This window comes from Mesorhizobium waitakense (assembly GCF_056431085.1).
Genome location: NZ_JBWKME010000143.1, coordinates 89198 through 110088, shown reverse-complemented (window position 1 = coordinate 110088; position 20891 = coordinate 89198). Strand labels below are relative to the sequence as shown.

22 protein-coding genes and 1 pseudogene are annotated in these 20891 nt (G+C 60.9%); 10 read left to right on the top strand and 13 right to left on the bottom strand.

The window, feature by feature from the left end:
• Nucleotides 1-4: 4 nt before the first annotated feature.
• A complete protein-coding gene (locus AC07FD_RS28375) occupies nucleotides 5-1435 on the bottom strand; it encodes an NAD-dependent succinate-semialdehyde dehydrogenase (protein ID WP_478352541.1) in 1431 nt (476 codons plus the stop codon).
• 3 nt (nucleotides 1436-1438) lie between these two features.
• Nucleotides 1439-2449 carry an inositol 2-dehydrogenase gene (iolG, locus tag AC07FD_RS28370; protein WP_478352540.1) on the bottom strand — a complete coding sequence of 337 codons (1011 nt, stop codon included), beginning with the start codon at nucleotides 2447-2449 and terminating at the stop codon, nucleotides 1439-1441.
• A gap of 106 nt (nucleotides 2450-2555) precedes the next feature.
• Between iolG and iolD the strand changes: the two genes are divergently transcribed.
• The 5 genes from iolD to AC07FD_RS28345 all read left to right on the top strand — a co-directional run bounded on the left by iolD (nucleotide 2556) and on the right by AC07FD_RS28345 (nucleotide 8339).
• Nucleotides 2556-4406, top strand: coding sequence for a 3D-(3,5/4)-trihydroxycyclohexane-1,2-dione acylhydrolase (decyclizing) (gene iolD, locus AC07FD_RS28365; protein WP_478352539.1), 1851 nt, complete (start codon nucleotides 2556-2558; stop codon nucleotides 4404-4406).
• Between the two features lies 1 nt (nucleotide 4407).
• A complete protein-coding gene (locus tag AC07FD_RS28360) occupies nucleotides 4408-5226 on the top strand; it encodes an SDR family oxidoreductase (protein WP_478352538.1) in 819 nt (272 codons plus the stop codon).
• A gap of 10 nt (nucleotides 5227-5236) precedes the next feature.
• The gene (locus tag AC07FD_RS28355) at nucleotides 5237-6292 is read left to right on the top strand and encodes a sugar phosphate isomerase/epimerase family protein (protein WP_478352537.1); all 1056 of its coding nucleotides are present in this window, start codon (nucleotides 5237-5239) and stop codon (nucleotides 6290-6292) included.
• 51 nt (nucleotides 6293-6343) lie between these two features.
• Complete coding sequence (locus tag AC07FD_RS28350) at nucleotides 6344-7477, top strand: Gfo/Idh/MocA family protein (protein ID WP_478352554.1); 1134 nt, start codon at nucleotides 6344-6346, stop codon at nucleotides 7475-7477.
• Between the two features lie 445 nt (nucleotides 7478-7922).
• Entirely contained in the window at nucleotides 7923-8339 is a 417-nt protein-coding gene (locus AC07FD_RS28345) for a winged helix-turn-helix transcriptional regulator (protein WP_478352536.1), read from the top strand.
• 87 nt (nucleotides 8340-8426) lie between these two features.
• Here the strand turns inward: AC07FD_RS28345 and AC07FD_RS28340 are convergent, their stop codons facing one another.
• The 10 genes from AC07FD_RS28340 to AC07FD_RS28295 all read right to left on the bottom strand — a co-directional run bounded on the left by AC07FD_RS28340 (nucleotide 8427) and on the right by AC07FD_RS28295 (nucleotide 15564).
• Nucleotides 8427-9329 (bottom strand): NADP-dependent oxidoreductase, encoded by a 903-nt coding sequence (locus tag AC07FD_RS28340; RefSeq protein ID WP_478352535.1) that lies wholly within the window; start codon nucleotides 9327-9329, stop codon nucleotides 8427-8429.
• A gap of 358 nt (nucleotides 9330-9687) precedes the next feature.
• Nucleotides 9688-10662, bottom strand: a complete 975-nt coding sequence (locus tag AC07FD_RS28335; protein ID WP_478352534.1) for an amidohydrolase family protein — start codon at nucleotides 10660-10662, stop codon at nucleotides 9688-9690.
• Nucleotides 10659-11108: a lipocalin-like domain-containing protein gene (locus AC07FD_RS28330; protein ID WP_478352533.1), complete on the bottom strand. Its 450-nt coding sequence runs from the start codon at nucleotides 11106-11108 to the stop codon at nucleotides 10659-10661. The genes AC07FD_RS28335 and AC07FD_RS28330 overlap by 4 nt, the downstream gene beginning before the upstream one ends.
• A 119-nt stretch (nucleotides 11109-11227) precedes the next feature.
• Nucleotides 11228-11917, bottom strand: coding sequence for a type 1 glutamine amidotransferase domain-containing protein (locus tag AC07FD_RS28325; RefSeq protein WP_478352532.1), 690 nt, complete (start codon nucleotides 11915-11917; stop codon nucleotides 11228-11230).
• A 2-nt stretch (nucleotides 11918-11919) separates the two neighbouring features.
• Nucleotides 11920-12978, bottom strand: a complete 1059-nt coding sequence (locus AC07FD_RS28320; RefSeq protein WP_478352531.1) for an NAD(P)-dependent alcohol dehydrogenase — start codon at nucleotides 12976-12978, stop codon at nucleotides 11920-11922.
• A 97-nt stretch (nucleotides 12979-13075) separates the two neighbouring features.
• Nucleotides 13076-13375, bottom strand: a complete 300-nt coding sequence (locus AC07FD_RS28315; protein ID WP_478352530.1) for a YciI family protein — start codon at nucleotides 13373-13375, stop codon at nucleotides 13076-13078.
• Nucleotides 13376-13404: 29 nt separating this feature from the next.
• Entirely contained in the window at nucleotides 13405-13974 is a 570-nt protein-coding gene (locus tag AC07FD_RS28310) for a flavodoxin family protein (RefSeq protein ID WP_478352529.1), read from the bottom strand.
• Nucleotides 13975-14349: 375 nt separating this feature from the next.
• Nucleotides 14350-14715 carry a glutathione S-transferase N-terminal domain-containing protein gene (locus tag AC07FD_RS28305; RefSeq protein ID WP_478352553.1) on the bottom strand — a complete coding sequence of 122 codons (366 nt, stop codon included), beginning with the start codon at nucleotides 14713-14715 and terminating at the stop codon, nucleotides 14350-14352.
• 115 nt (nucleotides 14716-14830) lie between these two features.
• A complete protein-coding gene (locus tag AC07FD_RS28300) occupies nucleotides 14831-14971 on the bottom strand; it encodes a hypothetical protein (RefSeq protein WP_478352528.1) in 141 nt (46 codons plus the stop codon).
• Entirely contained in the window at nucleotides 14968-15564 is a 597-nt protein-coding gene (locus tag AC07FD_RS28295) for an SDR family oxidoreductase (protein ID WP_478352527.1), read from the bottom strand. Before AC07FD_RS28295 ends, AC07FD_RS28300 begins: the two co-directional genes overlap by 4 nt.
• Nucleotides 15565-15922: 358 nt before the next feature.
• Here AC07FD_RS28295 and AC07FD_RS28290 point away from each other — a divergent pair, with 358 nt between their 5' ends.
• Nucleotides 15923-16828 (top strand): LysR family transcriptional regulator, encoded by a 906-nt coding sequence (locus AC07FD_RS28290; RefSeq protein ID WP_478352526.1) that lies wholly within the window; start codon nucleotides 15923-15925, stop codon nucleotides 16826-16828.
• Nucleotides 16829-17110: 282 nt separating this feature from the next.
• Here AC07FD_RS28290 and AC07FD_RS28285 read toward each other — a convergent pair whose 3' ends face one another.
• Entirely contained in the window at nucleotides 17111-18004 is an 894-nt protein-coding gene (locus AC07FD_RS28285; RefSeq protein ID WP_478352525.1) for a LysR family transcriptional regulator, read from the bottom strand.
• A 145-nt stretch (nucleotides 18005-18149) separates the two neighbouring features.
• Here AC07FD_RS28285 and AC07FD_RS28280 point away from each other — a divergent pair, with 145 nt between their 5' ends.
• The 4 genes and pseudogenes from AC07FD_RS28280 to AC07FD_RS28265 all read left to right on the top strand — a co-directional run bounded on the left by AC07FD_RS28280 (nucleotide 18150) and on the right by AC07FD_RS28265 (nucleotide 20838).
• Nucleotides 18150-18932: a carboxymuconolactone decarboxylase family protein gene (locus AC07FD_RS28280; protein ID WP_478352524.1), complete on the top strand. Its 783-nt coding sequence runs from the start codon at nucleotides 18150-18152 to the stop codon at nucleotides 18930-18932.
• A gap of 49 nt (nucleotides 18933-18981) precedes the next feature.
• Nucleotides 18982-19452, top strand: coding sequence for a (R)-mandelonitrile lyase (locus tag AC07FD_RS28275; RefSeq protein ID WP_478352523.1), 471 nt, complete (start codon nucleotides 18982-18984; stop codon nucleotides 19450-19452).
• Nucleotides 19453-19462: 10 nt separating this feature from the next.
• A pseudogene (locus AC07FD_RS28270) lies at nucleotides 19463-19826 on the top strand (DUF2255 family protein).
• 16 nt (nucleotides 19827-19842) lie between these two features.
• Nucleotides 19843-20838 (top strand): aldo/keto reductase, encoded by a 996-nt coding sequence (locus tag AC07FD_RS28265; RefSeq protein ID WP_478352522.1) that lies wholly within the window; start codon nucleotides 19843-19845, stop codon nucleotides 20836-20838.
• Nucleotides 20839-20891 lie beyond the last annotated feature (53 nt).

The window sequence follows — 20891 nt, the reverse complement described above, 5'->3', positions numbered from 1 at the left end:
CCTCCTAGAACACGACCTGTGCGAGCTTGGTATCGAGGTAGTCGCTAATGCCTTCGGTCCCGCCTTCTCGTCCCATGCCGGAGTGGTTGGTGCCGCCGAACGGAGCTTCGGATGCCGCCAACGCAAAGCTGTTGATCCCGACCATCCCAGCCTTCAGTGCGGAAACGGTGCGACGAGCTCGTCCAGGCGAACGGGTAAATGCATAGGCGGACAGGCCCATGTCCGAGGCATTTGCCCGGGAGACTGCTTCCTCTTCCTCGGTGAAGCGTGTGATTGCCGCGATGGGACCGAAGTTCTCCTGGTCGAAGACTTTCATATCGTCGGTGACATCGGTCAGGACGGTCGGCTCGAAGAAATGCCCCGAATTGAGATCCGGCGCGCGACCGCCTCCGGCGACCAATGTTGCGCCCGCCTTCAGCGCATCGGCAACGATGGCCTCGATCTCTCTGAAGCGCGCTGCGTTGATCAGCGGGCCCATCTGGGTCGATGGGTCAAGCCCGTCACCCAACTTCAGGCTCTTGGCCCTTTTGACGAAGCCGTCGACGAACTGGTCGTGAAGGCTGTCATGGATGAAGAACCGATCGGGCGTCACGCACACCTGGCCGGCATTTGCAAATTTCGTCGGCACCGAAACGTTGAGCGCGAGCTCGAGATCCGCGTCGTCATAGACGATCAAGGGGGCGTTGCCGCCAAGTTCCATCGACACTTTCTTGACGGTGTCCGCCGCATCCCGGATCATCTGCTGGCCGACGCGGGTCGAGCCGGTCAAGGACACTTTTCGCACTGCCTTGTCGGCCATGATCGGGGCATAGGTCGTGGCCGTCGGCCCCACCACTAGGTTGACGGCGCCCTTGGGAAGGACACGCATGCAGTCGACCATCACCATGGCGACGCCTGGCGTTTGGCTTGAGGGGCGCAGGACGACGGAGCAGCCGGCAGCCAGCGCCGGCGCGACTTTTCGAGCGACAAGCGCAGCGGGAAAGTTCCAGGCGGTGAAGGCGCCGACGATGCCAACCGGCTCGCGGAATACTTCGAAGCGGCCGCCGGGAACCCGCGATTCGATGATCCTGCCGTAAATCCGCCGCGCCTCTTCAGCGAACCACCTGAATTGATCGATCGCCAATGCCCATTCTCGCTCCGCTTGCGCGACGGGTTTGCCCGTCTCGAGCGAAATCATGCGTTTGGCTTCCTCGGCGCGCCGGGTCATCTCGTCCGCGATCTTGTGAAGGGCGTCAGCACGGGCGAACCCGCTCGTGGACCGCCATTCCCGCAGGCCTCTAGCGGCCGATGCGAGAGCGGCCTCGGTATCAGCCACGGTCGCAACGGGCACAGCGCCCATTGTTTGGTCGCTTACGGGGCTGACGACTTCGGCTTGCGTCTTGTCCGATGAGGCCATCCACTGGCCATCGATGAACAGACCATAGTTCTTGTACATGGATCACCCAATCTCACTGATGCTGACGGTGCGGCGCTCGGCCGCCGACCTGATTGCCGCCTCGGCCAGGACGAGGGCCGCATGGCCGTCCTCGAACCCGACTTCCGGCTTTTTTCCCGTTTCGATGGCATCCACGAAGGCGCCGATTTCGGCCATGAAAGCCTCGGCGTATCGATCGATGAAAAAGTTGAGCAGCGGCGCCGCCTTGCCGGTGAAGTCTACCCGATGGAGGCTCGTCATATGCGGCCGGCGATTTTCCGACACCAACATGCCCGCGGTGCCCAAGGCCTCGACCCGCTGGTCGTAGCCGTAGGTCGCCTGCCTCGAATTGTTGATGATGCATTGCTTGCCCGTGGCCGTCCTAAGGACGACCGAAACGGTATCGTAGTCGTCCAGTCGATCCATCAACACCTTGTCGATTAGTCGACTTCCGGCAGCGAATACTTCTGTGACCTCTTCACCCAGAACAAACCGCGCCATATCGAAGTCGTGAATGGTCATGTCGCGGAAAATACCGCCGGAAGCCTCTGCGTAAGCCTCTGGGGGCGTTCCAGGATCGCGGGATGTGATGACTACTTGGTGGAGATCGCCGATGTCCCCAGCACGGATCGCGTCGCGGAGCGCCCGATGGCCGGGGTCGAAGCGCCTGACAAAGCCCAACATAATAGGGACATCGCTCTTGGATCGGATGGCCTCTGCACACTTTTGCACCCGGCCCAGGTCGAGATCGATTGGCTTTTCGCAAAGGACTGGTTTGCCGACGGCAACCGCCTTCTCAAGCAAATCGGCGTGAGTGGGCGTGGATGTCGCGATCAGTAACGCGTCGACATGCTCACTTTCGATCAGATCATCGACGGTATCAAAAACCGGCACTCCCAGTTTGCTGCCCAATTCTTGAGCCGCGGGACGATGCACGTCGAGCACGCCGGCCAGTGATGCGCGTGGATGCGCAGCGATGTTGGCCGCATGCATCCGACCGATCCTACCGCAGCCAAGCACCGCAATTTTCAACAAGGAGTCCTCCCATTCAGCCAATTTTGCAATGTTTGTTGCGGAACTCTTGCATTGTCAATAAATATTTCGTAGGTATCTCGAAACCTGATGCATGGGAGGAGATGCGATGTCCCGCGAGACCGTGCGCCTGACGATGGCGCAGGCGCTAGTGCGCTATTTGTGCAATCAATTCACAGAGATAGATGGACACAAGGTGTCCCTCTTCGCTGGCGTTTTCGGCATCTTTGGCCATGGCAACGTCACCTGTCTTTCCGAAGCGCTTGAGGCGGTGCAGGACAAACTGCCGACCTGGCGCGGTCAAAACGAGCAGTCGATGGCCCTCGCGGCCGTTGCCTTTGCGAAGGCATATCGACGTCGCCGGCTCATGGTTGCCGCGACATCGATCGGACCAGGCGCGACCAACATGATAACCGCTGCCGGAACGGCACATGCCAATCGTCTGCCGGTGCTTCTCCTTGCGGGCGATATCTTCGCCAGTCGCGTGCCGGATCCGGTCATGCAGCAGGTTGAGCACTTCACTGATCCGACCATATCCGTCAATGACGCCTTCAAGGCCGTGACCCGCTATTGGGATCGCATCCTGCTCCCTGAGCAGATTATTTCGTCTTTACCCCAAGCGGTCGCTGCGATGCTGGACCCGGCCGATTGCGGGCCTGCCTTTCTGGGTCTTGCTCAAGACGCGCAGGAGGTGGCGTACGACTACCCGCTTGCATTCTTCGAGCCGACGACCTGGGCAGTTCCGCGTCCTAGGCCGGACCGCACCAAACTTTCCGAGGCCGTGAATCTGCTAAAGAAGGCAAAGAAGCCGCTCATCATATCAGGCGGCGGCGTTCGCTACTCGTTGGCCGAGGAGCTGGTCGCTGATTTTGCGGTTCGCCGTGGCATTCCCATCGTAGAGACCATAGCCGGCAAAAGCGCGCTCACGCACGACCATCCCGCGCACGCTGGGCCGATTGGCATCATTGGCTCGACCTCTGCGAATGCGCTCGCTGGGGACGCCGATCTCATTCTGGCGATAGGAACACGGCTGCAAGACTTCACGACAGGCTCGTGGACTGCATTTCGACGAGACGCCAGATTCATCTCGATCAACACCGCCCGCTATGACGCGACCAAGCATCGCGCGATCGCAGTCGTCGGCGACGCGCTCGAAACAGTGACCGAACTGGACGCGGCGCTCGGCGACTGGAAGGCGAGCCCCGACCATATGAAGCATGCAAAGGCGCTGTTCGCAGACTGGAACAAACTACTCGACGAATATCAGGCCCCCACCAACGGCCCCGTTCCCACCTACGCCCAGGTAGTCGCGGTTGTTAATCAGGTCGCCAAGCCGAATGACACCTTGATTGCTGCTGCCGGCGGCACACCGGGAGAAGTCACCAAAGGCTGGCGGGTGAAGCAGAGCAACACCTTCGACTGCGAGTTCGGTTTCAGCTGCATGGGCTATGAGATCGCCGCTGGTTGGGGTCACGCCATGGCGAAGGATGGTGATGGCACGCCGATCGTGATGATCGGAGACGGCACGTACATGATGATGAATTCCGACATCTACTCGACCGTCCTTACCGGTCACAAGATGATCGTGGTGGTTTGCGACAATGGCGGCTTTGCTGTCATCAACCGGCTGCAGCAGTACAAGGGTGTCCCGGGCTTCAACAATCTCCTCAAGGATTGCCGGGTCAAAGAGCCGTTTGCAGTCGACTTTGTGAAGCACGCAGAATCCATGGGTGCTTTAGCTCGCCGTTGCGAAAGCCTTGCCGATCTCGAGGCCGCGATGGAGTGGGCGCAAGAGACAGATCGCACCACGGTCATCACAATTGTCACCGATGCCTTCGCCTGGGTGCCAGGAGATGCAGACTGGGACGTTGGTGTGCCGGAAGTCTCCGAGCGGGAGTCCGTCCAGAAAGCGCGTGCCCAGCAAATTGAAATCCGCGAGAAGCAGCGGGTCGGAGTGTGAAGTGAACCGAATTGATGGAAAAATAGCGCTCGTCACGGGCGGCACGCAGGGACTCGGCGCGGCCATTGCCAGGCTTTTCGCCCAAGCAGGCGCAGCGGGGATCGTGACCTGCGGTCGCGACCGCGAGAAAGGCGAGTCTGTCGCGAAAGCAATCACTGCCGACACTGGCGTCGATGTCTCTTTCGTGGTGGCTGACCTTCAGAACGTCGATCATTGCCGGGCAGTTTTGGCCCACGTAGAAGCCAAACACGAGCGCGTCGACATCCTCGTGAATGCGGCCGGCCTTACTGACCGCGGAAATCTGCTCGATACGTCTCCCGAACTGTTTAATCGCATGTTCGCAATAAACGTGCGGGCGCCGTTCTTCCTGATGCAGGAAGCCGCGAAGCTGATGATCAGTCGGGGCATTAAAGGAAGCGTCGTTAACATCGGCTCGGCGTCTGAGCGGGCCGGGCAACCCTTCTTGTCATCGTACTCGGCATCGAAGGGAGCGCTCGCGACCCTAACCCGGAATACTGGATACGCTCTTATGCGCAACCAGATCCGGGTGAACCAGCTCGACATCGGCTGGATGGCTTCAGACGGAGAGGACAAGGTGCAGCGGGAGTACCATCACGCGGAACCCGATTGGCTGGCCAAGGCCGCAGCCGCTCAGCCATTCGGCCGTCTCCTCGCACCGGAGGAAGTTGCCCGCGCGGTTCTCTTCCTGGCATCGGACGATTCCGGGATGATGACGGGCGCTGTCGTCCACTTCGATCAATCGGTCTGGGGAGCTTATGACGGCGGCCCACCAGCTCCTGCAATGGCCCTATCCGCATGAGGAGGCAACGATGAGAACGATCAAAGGGCCGGGGATATATCTGGCTCAGTTCGCAACCGACAACGCGCCCTTCAACACCCTCCCCGATATCGCCGGCTGGGTCGCGGACAGGGGCTTCGCCGGAGTGCAGATACCGACGTGGGACACACGCCTCATCGATATGAGGCTTGCGGCCGAAAGCAAGACCTACTGCGACGAGCTTAAGGGTGTCGTTGCCGCGAAGGGTCTCGAACTTCCGGAGCTCGGCTCGCACATCACTGGCCAGTTGGTAGCGGTGCATCCTGCTCACGACCAGATCATGGATAGCTTCGCGCCCGCAGCCGTTCATAACAACCCTGCCGCGCGGCGGGCGTGGGCTGAGGAGCAGATGAAGTTTGCCGCGCGAGCCTCGCGCAATCTCGGGATCGACCGCCACGTGACTTTCACCGGCACGTTGCTCTGGCCTTACCTTTATCCTTATCCGCAATGGCCGGAAGGTCTGGTCGATGATGCCTTCGACGAACTCGCCCGTCGCTGGCTGCCGATACTCAACGATTTCGACGAGCAGGGTGTGGACCTCTGCTTCGAGATCCATCCCTGCGAGGATGTTCATGACGGACTGACCTTCGAGATGTTCCTTGAGCGGGTCGGCAACCACCCGCGCTGCAACATCCTCTATGACCCTAGCCATTTTGTGCTGCAGGCCTTGGACTATTTGGCCTTCATCGATCACTACCATGAGCGGATCAAGATGTTCCACGTCAAGGACGCGGAATTCCGTCCAGACGGCAAGACCGGCGCATATGGCGGCTTCCAACCATGGTCCAAACGTGCAGGCCGTTTCAGGTCGCTCGGTGACGGCCAGGTTGATTTCGGCACGATCTTCACGAAGCTATCAACTTATGGCTTCGACGGATGGGCGACACTCGAGTGGGAGTGTTTCATCAAGAACCCAGATGACGGCGCCACCGAGGGCGCCAAGTTCATTCGCGAACACATCATTCGTGTCGCCGATCGCGCTTTCGACGATTTTGTGAAATCTGGCGCTAACAAAGCCGCCAACCGGGCGATGCTCGGGCTTGACTGAGGCGTAGGCAGAATGTCTGAAACGACGACGAAGAAACCTCTCCGGCTGGGTATGGTTGGAGGCGGCCAAGGGGCCTACATCGGCAACATTCATCGCATCGCGGCGAGGCAGGATGGCGCCTGGCAACTGGTCGCCGGCGCGTTTGATGTCGACGCAGCCCGCGGACATGCGTTTGCGGCTCGCGAGGGCCTCGACCCCGCCAGGTCGTATGACAATTACAAGGCGATGATTGAGGGAGAGCTGTCTCGCGAGGACAGGATCGACGCCGTAGCAATCTGTACGCCAAACTTCACGCACTTCGCTATCAGCAAGGCGTTTTTGGAAGCGGGCTTTGAGGTGATTTGCGAGAAGCCACTGACCGCGACACTGGAAGATGCCGTCGCACTCGAAAAGCTGGTCCGCGACAGCGGTAGGTTCATGGGCGTGACCTACACCTATTCCGGCTATCCAATGGTGCATGAGGCCCGGCACATGGTCGCTACCGGGCAACTCGGAGGGATTCGGACTGTTCAGGTCGAATATCCACTTGAATGGATGGCGACTGCAATCGAGGCCGAGGGCAACGCACAAGCGGCGTGGCGCACTGATCCCAAGAAGAACGGTAGAGGCGGCTCGATCGGCGACATCGGTACCCACGCCTATCACCTGGCGGGGTTCGTGTCCGGTCTCAAACTCGAGTGTCTGACTGCGGATCTCGCGACGTTCGTCCAAGGGCGCGCGCTCGATGACAACGCGCACGTGATGCTCCGCTATCAGGGCGGCGCCCGCGGCCTCCTTTGGTCCTCGCAAGTAGCGCTGGGATCGTCAAATGGGGTGAGGCTGCGCGTGTTCGGCGATAAAGCCTCGCTCTCCTGGTTCCAGGAACAGCCGAATGAGCTTGTCCGTGCGCGCCTCGGCGGAAGAACTGAGATTGTCAAACGCGGCGCAGATAATCTCAGCGACGGAGCAAAGGCCCGTACCCGCACCCCGCCGGGGCATCCCGAGGGTTATTTGGAAGCGTTCGCCAACCTCTACGCCGGGTTTGCGGAGGCGATCCATGCCAAGCGCGAAAGGCGTGAACCCACCGACATAGGTCGCGATATCCCGACCGCTTACGATGGCCTGAAGGGTGTGGCGTTTGTCGATGCAGTGGTGGACAGCGCAAGCGCACCCAACCCCTTATGGATGACGCCCGTCGCTGTATAATCGGCTCAACGGGGCGCCTATTTTGACTCCTGAGTTGGTCGTTCTCTGACTGCGTCAGCTGCCTTCGGAAGGCAACACGCGGCCCCATTATGCCGCGCGTCGTCGATAGCAAAAAAAGGCTTCTTCGATAGTGGGTCTTGCGATGTAGCACTCTCCCGCTACCAAAATCCTCCTAAGGTATTGAAATAACAAGACAAAGGTAGCTAGATGGTAGCGCCTCCAGTAGAAATTAGTCAGTAATTTCAATGCCGAGCCATCGACTTACTTCCCGCTACAGGATCGCCCGTGCGATACTGGGGACTTTCTATGAACGGGCAAACAGCGGACGCCTTCGCTATCGCGGATCGCGTCCTTTATTCGGACGTCATGCGAGGCATGTCCATTTCTGTTATAGGCTTTGCGAAGGTTCCACATGGATAGCAAAAGGCCTAAGGCGAGGAGTGATATGGAACAAGCTGACGCGCCTCCCTATCACCTCCAGCTCGCGCGGATGTTTGCGGAACGACAGACGGCAGACCTCGATGCTCCGGTGTGTCCTGTCAGGGACGTTCTGGATCGAGTAGGGGACAAATGGACGATGCTGGTCCTGATCGCGTTGGCGGAACGCCCACGCCGGTTCAGCGAGGTAAACCGCACGATTCCAGACATCTCCAAGCGCATGTTGTCGCAAACCCTGCGCACGCTGGAACGGGATGGGCTGGTCCTGCGCAGCGTGTTCCCGACCAATCCGCCCAGCGTGGAATACAGGCTCAGTGAGCTCGGCCGCACCGTCTTCGAGCCGCTCACGATGCTTGTGCGCTGGGTGGAGCGAAGCCACGATGCGATTGGGACAGCGCGAAAGCAATACGATACCTCGCCCTAGCCCGCCGATCGTTGCACCACAAGCGCGGCTGGTGGCCGACCGCGCAAGCCAGCGCGTCGAAGGTGGGTGACCTCTCCGCCTTTCCGGTCAACCGATCGTGATGACGAGCCGCCCGGTGACATGACCTTGCGCGCTTAGTTCCTGCGCGACGGCAATCTGATCGAGCGGAAAGGTTCGCTCCACAGGCAAGGTGAAGGACCCTGCTGCGTACAGCGCGGCAGCATGTTCCATGGCAGGCGTCGCGTCCCTGTTGTCGAACGATGTCCTCACACCGTGCTGTGGTGCACTGAAGTCGGCGATCGACACAACCTTGGAAGGATCGCCAGTGATCGCCACCAGATCCGATATGATGCCGGAACCCGTGATATCAAGCGCCGCTTGCACTCCGTCCGGCGCCAGCGCCGCCACCCGCTCGCGAAGGCCGGCTCCATAGGTCGTCGGGATGGCCCCCAGGGACCGCAGATATGCATGCTTCGGCTCGCTCGCCGTGCCGATCGTGCGGATCCCGGCGGTCTTCGCCAGCTGGATCGCCGCGGTTCCGACCCCGCCGGCTGCGCCGCTGACAAGCAGCGTCTCGCCGGGCTTCACGCCGACCTCGTCGATGATCCGCGTGGCCGTCTCCACCGCGACCGGGAAACCCGCCGCCTCTTCGAACGATAGGCTGTCGGGCTTGCGTGCCCATTGGTGGAGGACTGCATACTCGGCCATCGTGTCATGGCCCTTGCCGAACACGGGATCGCCCACGGACAGGTTGGTCACGCCTTCACCGATCGCATCGACAACGCCCGCTGCGTCGATCCCGACCCCGACCGGGAACGAGAGGGGCATAAAATCGCGCATATGTCCGGCCCGCAGTTTCCAGTCGATCTGGTTGATGCCGGCGGCTTTGACCGCGATCCGCACCTCGCCAGGACCTGGCTTAGGAACATCGACCTCCTCGATCTTCAAGACTTCCGGGCCACCGTAGTCGTGAAAACGTACTGCCTTCATTTGGGCACTCCATATTTGCGTTGGTGATTGGATTCAGTATTGAAGACGTCGATGGCTAACCCCGTTCCGGCATAAACCGATCACGAAAATCTCGCGTAAGTCGAAGTCGCCATGATCGCCCTTCTTCGGCCATATGCCGTAGAAAGTAGCTAGATGAGACCACGAAGACTGTGAAGGAGGCAGGAATTTATCACCAGGTAACGCAGCGATAACCACCTGCCGCGCCGCTTGCATTGTAGCGTGGCTCCGTTTTATCCAACGCATCGCGCCGATCCTTGTTTCGACTGATCGCTCGCCTCCATCAACCTGCGAAGGATCGGCCATGCCTGCGTGCCTGCGGACCGATGCCCCGTGTTGCCTATGCGACGCCGCGGAGCCGGTCCCAATTGCCGTGCGCAAATTTGCGCTTGCCTGTTTCGTCCAAGGTCAGCGCATCGAAAAAGCGGCGCGCGTCGCCGCCCGGCCGGTACTGGTACGGATAATCCGTCGAGAACAGGATGCGATCCGGCCCGACGGCGTCGATCGCGCGGTGCAGATAGTCCGGACTGAACATGCCGCTGGCGGTCAGGTAGAGATTGTTCCGCACATAGTCGAGCAACGGCCTGTCGAGTTTCGAGACCCGGTCCAGCATCACGAGGCGCTCAAGGTAGAAAATCACCACTTCGCCCCAATGACCAAGAATGACTTGAAGACCGGGGTGGCGATCGAAGACCCCGCCCAGCACCATGCGGATAAACTCGATACCTGCTTCGTAGTGCCATCCGAGCCCGAAGCTCGCCAGGGCAAGGTCCATCGGCGCGCCAAATCCCGAATAATAGGCATCGCGGACGGCGGGCTGGGGAATTTGCGGATGGATCATGAGGGGTATGTCGAGCGCTGCGGCGCAAGCGAAGGTCGGCTCGAACAAGGCATCGTCGAGATGCTTCTCGCCGACCCGGCCGTAAAGAACTGCGCCTTTGCAGCCAAGCTCCTCGACAGCGCGCCGGAGCTCCTGCGCCGACATATCCGGATCGGCAAAGGGCAGCACGGCGAGCGCCTCGAACCGGGTCCGGTTTGATGCCACCGTTTCGGCCAGTTGGTCATTGACGCGGCGCGCTAGATCGATGCCGTGAGACCCGAGATTGTTGAGGCCCGGCGTCGTAAGCGACAGGACTGCCACGTCGATCCCAGTTTCGTCCATCAGCGCAAGCCGCCCCTCACCGAAATCGGCAAGGCGCTCGTCGATGACCGGTGGATTGAGAGCGAGGGTTCCATCATCGCCGCCGAGGATCGTGGTCCAGGCCTGTTTGACCTCGCCCGGGAGGACATGCTCCTCGATTGCGACAATCTTCATGATGCACGCTCCTTCACGGCTCCGTCCGCGCTCCGGCGCCAGACGACGCGCCACACTTCCTCGTTCCGCGTGGACGTGAGGATGAGCTGGTCGCCCATCACCCGGTAGGCTCGTGGAAGGTCCTGCCCCACGAGATCTTGAACCAAGGCGCCGTCAACGTGATAGACAAAGGTACTGGACACGGGGTCGAGCATGATCGTGCCGTAGCTCGCCTCGTATCCGCCGGAGCTATAGGCGTTGTCGGCCTCGGACGCATCCAGATTGCGGACCTGAATCGCCATGTGCCCATCAGCCGTGAGGACGAGGAGGCCGACCGCGTTCGACTCCCTTGTCGTTCCGTCCGCCTGCGGCAGCTCGATCGCCGCGAGACGCCAGGCTCCCGCCAATCGGCCTATCGTCTCGATATCAGTTGCACCTTGACCGCTCGTTCCGGCAACGGTCGCCATTAGCGGATCTCCTTTGACTGTCGAAGGTGGCCTTGCGGGGTCTTACTTTGCAACGCGAATATGTGACCGGGCACTCGACGGACCGAACGGTCGTTCCCGAGCGGGAACGCCGATGTCGCTCAGGCCGTCGCGGTCAGCTGATCGACGATCGCCTGTCCCACACCATGCGCCGAGGCCGGGTTCTGGCCGGTGACGAGCCGCCCATCGACCACGACTTTCACTGTCCAATTGGGGGCGGGCTGGTGCAGCGCACCTCGCTCCTTCAGTGTCGTGGCGAGCAGATAGGGTACGACCTTGGTGTATTTGACTTCCGCCTCCTCTTCGTCGGTGAAAGCGGCAAGCTTCTTGCCGGAGACGAGATAGCTGCCGTCAGACAGCGTCGCGTCGACCAGCGCGGCGGGGCCATGGCAGACCGCGGAAACGATGCCGCCCGCCTCCCAGATCTCACGGATGACCTTCTGCACGGCCGGGCTGTCGGCGAAGTCCCACATCGTACCATGGCCGCCGGCGAAGAAGACCGCCGAGTAGCGCGAAGGGTCGAGGTCGCCCAGGACGAGCGAATGCGCCAGCGCCTCACGAAACGCCTTGTCCTTCCAAAAACGGTCGTTGACCGGATCGGAAAGGTCGAAAAAGTCGATCGGCGGATGGCCGCCGCGGATCGAGGCGATCTCCACTGGAATGCCGGCCGCCTCGAACACCTCGAGCGGATGGGTGAGTTCGACCATCGCAAAACCGGTCGGCTCGCCGCTGTCGCCACGGATCGGATGACTGGTGACCACGCAAAGGATAGGCTTGATGTTGTCTGACACGTTTATGCTCCTTGGGACTTGAGTGAGGCCATGTCGATGACGAAGCGATACTTCACGTCGCTCTTCAACATGCGCTCATAGGCTTCGTTGATCTCTTGGATGGGAATGATCTCGACATCGGAGACGATGCCGTGCTGCCCGCAAAAATCGAGCATTTGCTGGGTTTCGGGCACGCCGCCGATGAATGAGCCGGAGATCGCCCGGCGACCACGCACGACCCCGCCGGCATTCACCGGCGTGCCGAGCGGCCCCATGTATCCGACGAGCACCAGAACGCCCTCCAGCACGAGCGTTGGCAGGTACGGGTTGACGTCATGGTCATAGGGGACGGTGTCGATGATGACGTCGAACCGCCCGGCGACAGCCTTCATCTGCTCCTGATCGCGCGAGAGCACGACATGATCGGCGCCGAGGCGGAAGGCGTCCTCCTCCTTGCCGGCCGAGCGCGTGAACAGCGTGACGTCGGCGCCCAGCGCCTTGGCGAGTTTCAGCGCCATGTGGCCGAGGCCGCCGAGGCCGATCACGGCGACCTTGCTGTCCTTGCCGACATTCCAGCGGTGCAGCGGCGACCAGGTGGTGATTCCGGCACAGAGCAGAGGCGCTGCGCCGGCCGGATCGAGCCCGTCGGGCATCGACAGCACGAACCTGTCACGCACAACGATGGAATCCGAATAGCCACCATAGGTGACGCTGCCGTCCAGCCGGTCGATGCCATTATAGGTGTAGGTCGAGCCCTCGACGCAATCCTGTTCCCAGCCCTTCAGGCAAGGCTTGCAGTGCTGGCAGGAGTCGACCATGCAACCAACGCCGGCCAGGTCGCCAGCCTTGAAGCGGGAAACGCCCGTGCCGACCTCGCGCACGCGGCCGATAATCTCGTGACCAGGCACGATCGGATAGGTCGTGAAGCCGCCATGGTTGCGAGCCAAGTGCAGGTCCGTGTGGCACACCCCACAGAAGAGGATGTCGATGACGACGTCGTCTGGACGCGGTGCGCGCCGTTCGAACGCGAACTGTTCGAGCGGACCAGTGGCAGATTGAGCTGCGAAGCCCATTGCTTTCATGTTGGTACCTCTTATTCTCGCGCCTCGCGCAACTTGTCTGCCTGACCCGACCGCGCCTTCCGAGCGTGGTCGGCAGTGGATATGGCGAGTCTCAGTCTCAGGCGTTTCCTGGGGCAAACAGCGTTTCCCAGTTCGTGAAAGGACCGAGCGGAATCACGTCCCAATCGATCACGCCGGCCTTTGCGAGGGGAAATTCGGCGAGCGCCTTCTTGGCGGCCTCGACGGACTCGGCCTCCGCGATGATGGCGACGCCAGGACGGTCCACTCGGAAATAGATGTCGCGGATGATGCCGCCCTTGTACATCTGCCAGGCGTGGCGGGCTTCGTCCTGCATATGCGGTTGGTACTTTTCCATTGCGGCGCCGGGCTGTGGGACGTCGAGGCAAAGCAGCTTCATGGTTATGCTCCTTGATTGGATAAGGCGGATTAAGCGGGTTGGAACTGGCGAGCGATCTGCGCCACGCGACGGCCGAGATATTGCGCGGTGCGCAGATCGCTGTCCGGCGGCGCGATGTCGGGCGCCTGATCCACATTCGCGTGGGTCATCACCCCGAGCCAGCTTCCAAGCCGGTTCAGATCATCGGGGCTCGACGTACTGCTGTTGTTGCCCGGCATCAGGTCGAGGCCGACCCAGATCATGCCATGCTGGGCGGCGAAGAGCGCCATCGAGACCAGCGAGTTCAGTTTGTCGCCGTGCTGCGCGCCCGAATTGGTGAAACCGGCGGCGATCTTGTTGCGCCACTTCAGCTCGGTCCATGCGGTCTTCGTGGACTCCTCGAAGAACTGTTTGAGCCTGGCGCTGATCATACCGTTATAGGTTGGCGACCCGAAGACGATCGCATCGCTCTTCTCGAGCGTCTCCCAGTCTATCGGGCCGTCGGAGACGGCGATGAGCCTAGCCTCCGTGGCTTCAACATCCCGCACGCCTTGGGCCGTCGCTTCGGCGACGCGCGCGGTATGGCCATAGCCGCTGTCATATACGATTGAAACTAACAAAATCGGCGTCCTTCTGAGTCACGTTGGGGAGGACGAGGACGGCCGTAACGTCGGTTGCCGGCGTTCGGACTGAGCTCGCCTCAAAAATATCGGTTGCGTGGCAGCCGCTATACCGTAGAATTTGAATTACCATTAGTGATTGTTTATCCCGTCTTTGGTTCCACCTGTTCTACAGTTGTTCAGTTTGGTTTGTTGGAGAGGCGAGAGTGCGCGACCGGTTCGATCGCGTTCAGATCGTTGCCGGGGTGGGAGAGGCGAGCGGTTTCGCACGAGCGGCCGACGGGCCGTCGCTGACGCGCACTAGGCCGTGGGCGTGGCGGCGGCGCGCTTGGAAGGGCGCAACGGCGCTCTCGGCGCTGAAACCTCGCGGTGGGCTCAGCCGAGCCTCTTCTTCAACTCAATGTTCTCACGGAAGAGACGCGTGACTGTCATGAAGACGCCGTTCAGATAGTTTTGATAGACGATCAGGGTTTCCGGATCCACGCCCGCCGCCGCCGCAAAATGCGCTACCAGGGCATCGGAATCGGACAGATATTGGTACAGCGCGATTTCGGCTGTCGGGAAACTCGACTTGCCCGTCGTGTTCTTCAGGAGGTCGGCAATTCTGTTCTGCTCGTCCGGCGTCGAGGCTTCCACCAGCTTCACCCGGTCGATCAGCCCAGCCTCCAGCAGGAAGATCAAGAGTTTCATGCAGAATGGGCAGCCCTTCAGGAGGTAGACGGTAGGGGTGTGTCCAATCACCGTCAAAGTGGCTGTCCTTGCGTTGCTTCGGTTCGGGCGCCGTTCCGGAGGAGATAGATCGGATACGTCATGGCTCGAGCTTCACGACCCTGCGCGACAACTCCAACACGGTGATTCAGCTGCGACTGTTCATCCGCTCGAACATGGCCTCGCCCAACTGGCGAGTTTGAACCGAAATCCCGACAAGAACTTCGTCCTTGTCCGCTTCGAGCTGGGCCAGCGCGTCGGTTGCGAACGCTTCGGGGGTGACCATCATGCGGCTGGCGGTCCCCTCGCTGCGCGTGCCGCCCCCGAGGCCTGTGTCGACGATCGGCGGGGCGATCTCGACCACGTCGTCTGCTTCAACTGGTGCCGCAGGCTGAGGGTGAAGGAGTGGATCGCGGCCTTGGTGGCGCAATAGACGGGGACGTCCGCCATCGGCGAGAAGGCGAGCCCGGAGCTTATGTTTACGATCGCCGCATTTTGCCGTTCCTTGAGCATGGGTAGCAGCAAGGCGATCAGATGGATCGGTGCAGTGAGGTTGATCGCCACCTCTTGATCGAGCGTTTCCATGCCCGGATCCCTGGTGAAGTCGCGATGATGCTGGACCCCTGCATTGTTGATGACAATGTTGAGGTTGGGATGCTCTGCCTTCAGCCACTCCACCATCGAACGACGGCTTTCGGCGGCGGCGATGTCGCAGACGCGCGTGGCAAATGCAGGCACCTCCGCCCGAGCGTTCGCAAGCGCTTCCTCTTTCCGACCGCAGACGATGACTTGGTCACCTCGTTCGCAAAGGCGCCGTGCGAGTGCCAAACCGATACCGGTCGCGCCGCCGGTGATGAGAATGGTATTTCCTGTAAGCTTCAAAGTCGTGCTTCCTGCTACCTGCGAAGCGCCATGGTCACGAGCCGCACCAGCGTCAGGCGCGGCCAATCGCTCGCTCCCATCCCCCAGAACCGGCGCCTGCATCGGCCTTTGCGTGCTCGCCGATCCGGCCGACGACAGGCCAAAGGCGAGGAGAGTGCTGTCAAGCAGGCTCAGCGGTCACCAAAAGGCAGAAGCGGTAGCCTGAACGCACAGCGTGCGGGACAGTTGCAAACGCCTGGCTGTTGGTCCGCGCTTCATTGACTACGTTTCATCATTGCTGCGATACTGTCGAACGAGAATGCACAGTGCGGATATTTTTTCCGCACGCTGTAGCGCGTCAGGAAGCAATGGGTCAGTGATGCGGGACAATCTGGACGGGGTCTCGGTTTTCGTGGAAGCGGTCGAGGCTGGTGGTTTCGCGCGCGCTGCACAACGTCTGGCGCTTACCCGCTCGGCGGTCGGCAAAACGATCGCGCGTCTGGAAGCGCGACTGGGTGTTCGGCTTTTTCATCGCACGACGCGAAGCCAGGGCCTGACCGAAGACGGCCAGATTTATTATGAACGCTGCCTGCGCGCGCTCGAGGAGCTGCGCGCGGGAGAAGCGTTGCTCGAGTCCGGCCGACGCGAGGTCAGGGGAAGGCTGAAAGTATCTCTACCCCTGTTATTTGGGCGCCATTGCGTTGAACCTGTGCTGCTCGAACTGGCGCGGCAACATCCGAGTCTCGAACTGGACCTCCGGTTCAGCGACTCTGTGGTTGATTTGGTCGCAGAGCGATTCGATCTTGCAGTTCGCAATGGGACGCCTGGCGAGGGCAGCGGTCTGAGCACTAGAAAACTCGTCAGTCAGAAAAAAGTTGTTTGCGCGTCGCCGTCTTACTTGGCTGCCCATGGCATACCCACGGATATTGCGAACCTCCTCGATCATGACGCGTTGGTTTATTGGCGGAACGACCAGCCGTTCCCTTGGACGTTTCACGATGAAAGCGGACGGGTGATTGTAGCGAAACTCAAGTGGCGCCTGCAATTCGACAATCAGGAGGCAATCGCGGATGCCGCAGTTCAGGGTATGGGAGTTGCTTGGCTGCCCAGTTGGCTGGTCAGTGATCAGCTTGCAGCAGGTCAGCTGGTTACCCTGTTGGATCAATTTCAGTCTCTCGCCCTCGATACCTACGCGGTCTGGCCTTCGGCGCAATACATTCCGATGAGGCTGCGTGCTGCAATTGATACACTCGCAGCGAACCTCAAGGCTGTGACCGATATTTGACAGACGGCCAACTTGTGCTCGACTATTGGAGCCACCCTCGCCGGCTATCACCTCTACTACACAACCAGGCGGTAGATCTTTGAGGGATGGGGGTCATCGTCAACGCACTTCGCCACCGGATCCAGCAAGCGCAATCGCTCGGTTCGATTGTTCGCACCTAGTGTAACGCGGAAGACAGTTCCCAGTTGACGAATGCTCCAAGGGGCGCCGATTTCGCTGGCGTCTCAGCCGTCGCGTCCAGCTGTTCGCGAACGAGCGTGACCTCCGGACTGACCGAAAATCCTATGCGCGAATACGCAAGGCTTCCAGCAAGACTGCGAACGCCGGTGAGGCTTGGCGACGGCTTGGGTAATACAGATGATATCCAGGCCAAGGCGGGCACCAGTCATCGAGTACCTGGCGCAGACGTCCCAAGGCAAGGTGTGGCCGGGCCAGGTCCTCGGGCACATGAGCAAGGCCGAATCCGTCGAGCGCGGCGTCGAGCACGTGGAATATGTTGTTGAAGATCAGCGGTCCTTCGACACGCACCTTCAATTCCTGATCATTCTTCTCGAACTCCCACGCGTATAGGCCGCCGAATGTTGCGAGACGCAGGTTGATGCAGGTGTGTTCGACCAGGTCCTGCGGTACGACGGGCGGTGCATGATTCTCGAAGTAGCTCGGTGTTCCCACGACCACGAAACGCATGTCAGGGCCGATCCGCACCGAAATCATGTCCTTGGCAACCTGCTCTCCCAACCGTACGCCGGCATTGAACCCATGGGCGGTGATATCGGTCAGGCCGGCATCGGCGCTAAGTTCGACCTTGATATCGGGGTAGTCGACCAGAAGTTTCCGCAGCTTCGGCCAGAGCAGCGTCACGATGGCATGGTCTCCGGCCGTGATCCTGACGGTGCCGGCGGGCCTCTCGCGAAGCTCGCTCAATCCTTCGATCTCGGCTTCGACCTCGTCCAGACGCGGACCGACATTTTGCAGGAGGCGTTCGCCCGCTTCGGTGGGCGACACGCTGCGCGTGGTGCGCGTCAGCAGCCGAAGGCCGATCCGTTCCTCGAGCAGCCGTATGGTCTGGCTCAGCGCAGATTGCGACACGCCCAACTTGGCTGCCGCCTTGGTGAAACTGCGCTCCCGCGCAACCGCGAGAAACGCCACAAGGTCATTCAGGTTCTCGCCAGCCATTTCATAAGTGCTTCTAATTAGTTTATGCGGTTTTTGCTCCCTAATGCAAACTCCAAGGCGGCTTATATTGACATCATCGGCTCATCGCGCAGCGGCAACGCAGGCGAAGCCCTGGTGATCAAGGCCAACTGAGGAGGTACCCGACATGAAAAAGCTCGCTGCGGCCACACTGATCAGCCTAGCGGCATCAGGTGCCGCTTACTGTGAGGAGGCCTCGACCGACCCCGATCATCCGCCGGTGGCGGTCGGCAGTCTCGCTCTCGTGGCCCCTGCCCTCGAGAAGTACAGGAAAGAAACGCTCGGCGGTGATCTATGGCAGCGTGGAGCCCTTTCACCCCGTGACCGAAGCGTCGTGACACTTGCCGTCATGATCGCTCGCAACCAGACCGCCGAGTTGGGCCAGCAGGTGGCGTTCGCCTTGGACAACGGCGTGAAGCCGGCCGAAATCTCCGAGACCATCACGCACCTTGCCTTCTATTCAGGCTGGGGCAATGCCATGGCCGCCGTCAATGAAACCAGGCACATTTTCGAGGCACGAGCCATCGGCACCGACCAGTTGCCGGCAGCGTCGCCGACGCTTCTGCCCATCGACCAAAAGGCCGAGGATGCGCGTGCCGCCAGTGTCCAGAACAACGTCGGACCCGTATCGCAGAGCCTCGTCGATTTCACCGGCGACGTCCTGTTCAAGGATCTCTGGCTAAGGCCCGACCTGGCACCCCGCGACCGAAGCCTTGTGACCGTCAGTGCCCTCGTGGCGTCGGGTTACGTCGGCCAGATTCCGTTCCATCTAAACCGGGCGATGGACAATGGCCTGACGCGGGACGAGGCATCAGAGGTTCTCTCGCAGGTTGCGTTCTATGCCGGATGGCCGGCCGCGATGACGGCCGTCCCAGTCGTCAAGGACGTCTTTGAAGGCCGCCAGAAGTAAGCGCCATCCTGCATTTGCAAGCACGTAACCAAACTGAAAGGGCATGCCCATGAAACGCAAACTTGCAGCGGTGGCGACCCTCGACACCCTCGGAGCCGCGCCCGCCGGCGCCGAGGCCATCCATATCTCGAAGAACGGTTCCAACCCGGCCACTTTGGGAGCCCAGGAGTATTTTGTCGGGCACGTCGTTGTGAACGCGCTGTTTCCGGCAACCGAGTTCACCCATGGCACGGGTGGCCAGGTGACATTCGCGCCGGGTGCCCGCACCGCTTGGCATACGCACCCCGCCGGCCAGACCCTGATCGTGACTTCGGGCACGGGTTGGGTTCAGGGAGAAGGCAAGGACCGAACTGAAATCAAACCGGGCGACGTCGTCTGGATCCCCGCTGGTGTCAAACAACGGCATGGCGCCACCGAGACCAGCGGTATGACCCATATCGCCATCTCCTACATGCTCGACGGCAACAACGTCGACTGGATGGAGCAGGTGACGCCTGAGCAATACCGCGTGTCTGAATAGGAGCGTCACCATGACCTGGTCACCCGATGAACTGCGCAGGATCGCCGAAAGCGACGATCTGTATATCGCGCCGTTCCGCGAGGATGGAACAACTTGCGGCACGCCGACCTGGATCCGGTCCGTCGTCGTCGACAACGCCCTCTACGTTCGCGGCTACAACGGACAAAAGTCGCGCTGGTACCAGGCAGCTCCGGCAAAAGGCTGGCAGGGTGACAGCCGCCGGGCTGGCCAGGGAGATCTCCTTCGAACCGGTCGACGGAGCCGTCAACGACCCGATCGACCGCGGCAAGTACGCCGCCAGTCCCTATCTCGCCGCGATGGTCGGGCCGCGTCCACGGTCCGCCACGATCAAGATCAGCCCCCGCAACACGTAAGCACGAGGACATCATCATGCAAAAACGCAAACTGGGTTCTCTTGGCCTGGAGGTTTCGGCGCTCTCGCTGGGCTGCATGGGTTACAGCAGCGATGCCCGTCAGCTACGCGACAAGCCCGATATGATTGCGCTGATACGCGGCGCGGTGGAGCGCGGCGTCGATTTCTTCGACACCGCGGAGGTCTATGGCCCTTTCACCAACGAAGAGATGGTCGGCGAGGCTATCGCCCCGATCCGCGACCAGGTCATCATCGCGAGCAAGTTCGGTTGGGACGTAGACGCCGACACAGGCGTGCATCATGGCGGCGTCAACAGCAAGCCGGCCCACATCCGGGCGGCAGTCGAGGGCACGTTGCGGCGGCTTCGCGTCGACCAGATCGACCTGCTCTATCAGCACCGGGTCGATCCCGAGGTGCCGATGGAGGACGTCGCCGGCACTGTGAAGGACCTCATCCAGCAGGGAAAAGTCAAATATTTCGGCATGTCGGAGGCCAGTCCGGAATCCATCCGCCGCGCGCACGCAGTGCTGCCCGTCTCGGCTCTGCAAAGCGAATATTCGCTTTGGACCCGGGAGCCTGAAGCGGAAATCCTGCCGACACTCGAGGAGCTTGGCATCGGCCTGGTTCCATTCAGTCCGCTCGGCAAGGGGTTTCTGACCGGCAAGATCGACGTCAACACGACCTTCGACAGCACGGACTTCCGCAACTCTATCCCGCGCTTCTCCGCCCACGCGCGTCAAGCCAATCAGGCCCTCGTCGATCTGATCCGCACCGTTGGCGAACGCCACAGCGCGACACCGGCGCAGGTAGCATTGGCATGGCTGCTGGCGAAAAAGCCCTGGATCGTCCCGCTCTTCGGCACACGCAAGCTCGAGCGGCTGGAGGAAAACCTCGGCGCGCTCGATGTTCACCTCAGCAGCGCGGATATCCAGGAGATCGAAGAGCGATCGGCCGAGATCGGCGTGCAGGGCGAACGCTATCCCGAGCAGATGCTCAAACTGTCAGGGCGCTGATCTCGCAGGATCTGCCACCTTGGCGCCTCGTATCGGTCATGAGGGTGCCTTCG

What these genes read in the sequence shown, in the direction of transcription:
- AC07FD_RS28375 (WP_478352541.1), bottom strand. Translation starts at nt 1,435, where the DNA reads ATGTACAAGAACTATGGTCTGTTCATCGATGGCCAGTGGATGGCCTCA.
- AC07FD_RS28290 (WP_478352526.1), top strand. Translation starts at nt 15,923, where the DNA reads ATGCGGGACAATCTGGACGGGGTCTCGGTTTTCGTGGAAGCGGTCGAG.
- AC07FD_RS28355 (WP_478352537.1), top strand. Translation starts at nt 5,237, where the DNA reads ATGAGAACGATCAAAGGGCCGGGGATATATCTGGCTCAGTTCGCAACC.
- AC07FD_RS28335 (WP_478352534.1), bottom strand. Translation starts at nt 10,662, where the DNA reads ATGAAGATTGTCGCAATCGAGGAGCATGTCCTCCCGGGCGAGGTCAAA.
- AC07FD_RS28350 (WP_478352554.1), top strand. Translation starts at nt 6,344, where the DNA reads ATGGTTGGAGGCGGCCAAGGGGCCTACATCGGCAACATTCATCGCATC.
- AC07FD_RS28315 (WP_478352530.1), bottom strand. Translation starts at nt 13,375, where the DNA reads ATGAAGCTGCTTTGCCTCGACGTCCCACAGCCCGGCGCCGCAATGGAA.
- AC07FD_RS28300 (WP_478352528.1), bottom strand. Translation starts at nt 14,971, where the DNA reads ATGATGGTCACCCCCGAAGCGTTCGCAACCGACGCGCTGGCCCAGCTC.
- AC07FD_RS28340 (WP_478352535.1), bottom strand. Translation starts at nt 9,329, where the DNA reads ATGAAGGCAGTACGTTTTCACGACTACGGTGGCCCGGAAGTCTTGAAG.
- AC07FD_RS28320 (WP_478352531.1), bottom strand. Translation starts at nt 12,978, where the DNA reads ATGAAAGCAATGGGCTTCGCAGCTCAATCTGCCACTGGTCCGCTCGAA.
- AC07FD_RS28345 (WP_478352536.1), top strand. Translation starts at nt 7,923, where the DNA reads ATGGAACAAGCTGACGCGCCTCCCTATCACCTCCAGCTCGCGCGGATG.
- AC07FD_RS28330 (WP_478352533.1), bottom strand. Translation starts at nt 11,108, where the DNA reads ATGGCGACCGTTGCCGGAACGAGCGGTCAAGGTGCAACTGATATCGAG.
- AC07FD_RS28265 (WP_478352522.1), top strand. Translation starts at nt 19,843, where the DNA reads ATGCAAAAACGCAAACTGGGTTCTCTTGGCCTGGAGGTTTCGGCGCTC.
- AC07FD_RS28280 (WP_478352524.1), top strand. Translation starts at nt 18,150, where the DNA reads ATGAAAAAGCTCGCTGCGGCCACACTGATCAGCCTAGCGGCATCAGGT.
- iolD (WP_478352539.1), top strand. Translation starts at nt 2,556, where the DNA reads ATGTCCCGCGAGACCGTGCGCCTGACGATGGCGCAGGCGCTAGTGCGC.
- AC07FD_RS28285 (WP_478352525.1), bottom strand. Translation starts at nt 18,004, where the DNA reads ATGGCTGGCGAGAACCTGAATGACCTTGTGGCGTTTCTCGCGGTTGCG.
- AC07FD_RS28275 (WP_478352523.1), top strand. Translation starts at nt 18,982, where the DNA reads ATGAAACGCAAACTTGCAGCGGTGGCGACCCTCGACACCCTCGGAGCC.